This is a genomic window from Limnohabitans sp., from assembly GCF_040401135.1.
GTDB lineage: Bacteria > Pseudomonadota > Gammaproteobacteria > Burkholderiales > Burkholderiaceae_C > Limnohabitans.
Window position 1 is genome coordinate 24,445 of sequence record NZ_JBBAOV010000030.1, and the last position, 3,487, is coordinate 27,931.

Consider the following 3,487-nt stretch of genomic DNA (forward strand, 5'->3'; position numbering starts at 1 on the left):
CCTATTTGGACGTGTTGGCCAAAGCCAAAAAGCCAGGTCCCTACCGCGGCGGTATGGGCTGCGCCAATGCAGCCCACGCTTATGCAGCCATGCCTGGCAATGACAAGCTGGTTCTTCACCAAGAGCGTCAACCCAATGTGGGCATCATCACCGCTTACAACGACATGCTCTCGGCGCATCAACCGTATGAGCACTACCCAGAAAAAATTCGAGCCGCTGCGCGTTCTGCAGGTGCTACAGCACAAGTCGCCGGCGGCGTACCCGCCATGTGCGACGGCGTGACCCAAGGTGAAGACGGCATGGAGCTATCTCTCTTCTCGCGTGATGTGATTGCTTTGGCCACAGCGGTAGGCCTGTCGCACAACGTGTTCGATACAGCACTGTTCTTGGGCGTGTGCGACAAGATCGTGCCCGGCCTGTTTATTGGCGCTTTGCAGTTTGGCCATTTGCCTGCGGTGTTTGTGCCGGCAGGTCCTATGACCTCGGGCTTGTCGAACGACGACAAATCCAAAGTGCGTCAGCAATACGCCCAAGGTTTGGTCAGCCGAGAGGTGTTGCTAGAAGCCGAACAAGCGGCGTATCACAGCGCAGGCACCTGCACGTTTTATGGCACGGCCAACTCCAACCAAATGCTCATGGAAATCATGGGCCTGCATTTGCCCGGCTCGTCATTTGTAAACCCGGGCACACCGCTGCGTGAAGCCCTGACCATCGAAGCCGTTAAGCGTGCCGTGGTTTTGTCGCAAGACAAAGAATCAGGCGTGGGCTACCAAATCAATGCCAAGGTCATCGTCAACGGCATCGTGGGTTTGTTGGCAACTGGCGGTTCAACCAACCACACCATGCACATCGTGGCCATGGCGCGTGCTGCGGGCTTGGTGGTGAATTGGGATGACTTTTCAGACCTCTCCGCTTGTGTGCCATTGCTGGCCCGCGTGTACCCCAACGGCAGCGCTGATGTGAACCACTTCCAAGCGGCAGGCGGTATGGGTTACCTCATTACCCAATTGCTAAGCGCTGGTTTGTTGCACGACGATGTGCACACCATCATGGGCCAAGGTTTGCACCGTTACACCGTTGAGCCTTGGCTCAACCCTGCGCTTAACAACCAGCTCGATTGGCGCGATGTGCCTGCACAGTCTGCTGATGAAGCAGTGTTGCGCCCTGTGACGCAACCCTTCAGCGCAGACGGTGGCTTGCGTTTACTCAAAGGCAACTTAGGTCGGGCCGTGGTGAAAGTTTCTGCCGTCAAACCAGAACACCGCCAAGTGCGTGCCCCCGCCATCGTGCTGACCGACCAAAAGCAACTCGGTGTGCTGTTTAAAGAAGGCAAGCTCGAGCGCGACTTTGTGGCCGTGTTGCGCAACCAAGGTCCACAGGCCAACGGCATGCCCGAACTGCACCGCCTCACCCCCGTGCTGGGCCTGTTGCAAGACAAAGGTTTCAAAGTGGCCTTGGTCACCGATGGCCGCATGTCGGGCGCATCAGGCAAAGTGCCTGCGGCCATTCACCTCAGCCCCGAATCAGTCAACGGCGGTTTGATTGGCAAAGTGCAAGACGGCGACATGATTGCGCTTGATTGCGACACACAAACTTTGCAGCTAGAAGTTGGCGAAGCCGAGCTAGCCAATCGCACAGCACCCACACCTGACTTGTCTGGCAACCAACGCGGCACAGGCCGCGATATCTTTGCCATGTTCCGCGCCAATGCAGCATTGGCCGAAGAAGGCGCGACGCCTTTGTTCAGCCGCATCTAACACCACATTTGCACATTCGAAATGACCCAAAACAACCCCGCATTCACTCAACCCGCGTTCACCTCACGCGTGGTGCCTGTCATCGTCATCACCCACCCAGACCAAGCGGTACCCATGGCCCACGCGTTGCTAGAAGGTGGCGTGGATGTGATGGAAATCACACTGCGCCACGCCGCAGGTTTGCCTGCGATTGAGCTAGTGGCCAAGCACGTGCCGCAAATGCATGTGGGCGCAGGCACTGTCACACGCGCTGAAGAAATGGCCCGTGTGCAAAACGCAGGTGCCAGCTTTGCGCTCTCGCCTGGCATGACCGACGCACTGGTGCAGGCCGCTATCCAATGCAAGCTGCCCTTCATGCCGGGTGTGATGACGCCTGGCGAAGTGATGACCGCACGCGACTACGGGTTTGGCTTGGTCAAACTCTTTCCCGCTTCACAAGCTGGCGGCTTGGCCATGCTCAAAGCCATGAGCGGCCCCTTGGGCGACATGCGCTTTTGCCCCACGGGCGGTGTGTCACTGGCCAACATGGGCGAATTTTTGAAGCAACCCAATGTGGCCATGGTCGGTGGCTCGTGGCTCACACCAGTTGATGTGGTCGAGCGCGGTGATTGGGCCGAGATCACGCGACTCGCTCGTGAGGCCAAGGATGCAGCGAATTTAAGTTAATTCAAACACCCATCAAAAGATTCATTCAATCGCCTCTAGAAACTCTCTAAATTTGACGAAAATCTAAATATGACTTCATTCGTCCCACCACAAAAACGCCAAGCTTGGCAAGCCCTGCAAGCCTTGGCCCAAGGTCCTCAACCCCACTTGCGGCAGTTGCTAAAAAGTCCAGAGCGCAACGCAGCCTTGCATGCCAGCGGCGCAGGCATCAGCATCGACTACGAACGCCAGCGCGTCACACGCGAAGTGATGCAACAGTTGTTGGCCTTGGCTGACGAGTCACACGTCATGCCACAAGCGCAAGCCATGTTCAAAGGCGAGCCCATCAACGCCACCGAGCAACGTGCGGTGTTGCATGTCGCCCTGCGCGGCAGCCACGTACCCAACCCACCTTGGGGCCATGAAATTAGCAAGCAAGTGGCGATCGAGTTGCACCGCGTGTGTACCTTTGCCGAAAAAGTACGCGAAGGCCAAATGAAAGGCCACGGCGGAGAGTCCATCACCGATGTGGTCAACCTCGGCATTGGTGGCTCAGACCTAGGGCCGCGCATGACCACCGAAGCGCTCAGCCACTTGACGCGCGACAGCTTCAAAAACAAAGTGCGTGTGCACTATGTGTCCAACGTGGACGCCTGGAGCCTTTACACCACCTTGGCCCACCTCAACCCTGCTCGCACCGCATTTGTAGTGCAGAGCAAAACCTTCACCACACAAGAAACCATGACCTTGGCAGCCTCAGCCAAGCGTTGGTTGACAGACGGAGGCTGCCCCGAAGATCAACTGGGCAAGCACCTCATTGCCGTGACGGCCAACCCACACATTTCTGCCGCACAAGGCTTCACCCCCGAACACACCTTTGGTTTTTGGGATTGGGTGGGTGGCCGCTATTCGGTTTGGTCTGCCATCGGTTTGCCTTTGGCGATCTCCATCGGTGCGTTTGCCTTCCAAGACATGCTCTTGGGTGCACGCGCCATGGACGAGCATTTCATGACTGCACCTTCCGACCAAAACTTGCCTTTGCTGATGGCCTTATTTGGCGTTTGGAACCGCAACTTCTTAGGCGC

At 57.2% G+C, this 3,487-nt stretch carries 3 protein-coding genes; all 3 read left to right on the forward strand.

What is annotated here, in order from left to right; translation table 11 throughout:
* Positions 1–1,757 (forward strand): phosphogluconate dehydratase (gene edd, locus ABWP81_RS09015; RefSeq protein WP_353141220.1); only part of this gene is annotated, 1,757 nt, incomplete at its 5' end.
* Positions 1,758–1,778: 21 nt separating this feature from the next.
* Entirely contained in the window at positions 1,779–2,423 is a 645-nt protein-coding gene (eda, locus tag ABWP81_RS09020; RefSeq protein WP_353141222.1) for a bifunctional 4-hydroxy-2-oxoglutarate aldolase/2-dehydro-3-deoxy-phosphogluconate aldolase, read from the forward strand.
* Positions 2,424–2,492: 69 nt separating this feature from the next.
* Positions 2,493–3,487 (forward strand): phosphoglucose isomerase-related protein (locus tag ABWP81_RS09025; protein WP_502905531.1); only part of this gene is annotated, 995 nt, incomplete at its 3' end.

Bases quoted from the DNA above. Each gene is read 5' to 3' on its own strand.
- eda (WP_353141222.1), top strand. From the start codon at position 1,779: ATGACCCAAAACAACCCCGCATTCACTCAACCCGCGTTCACCTCACGC.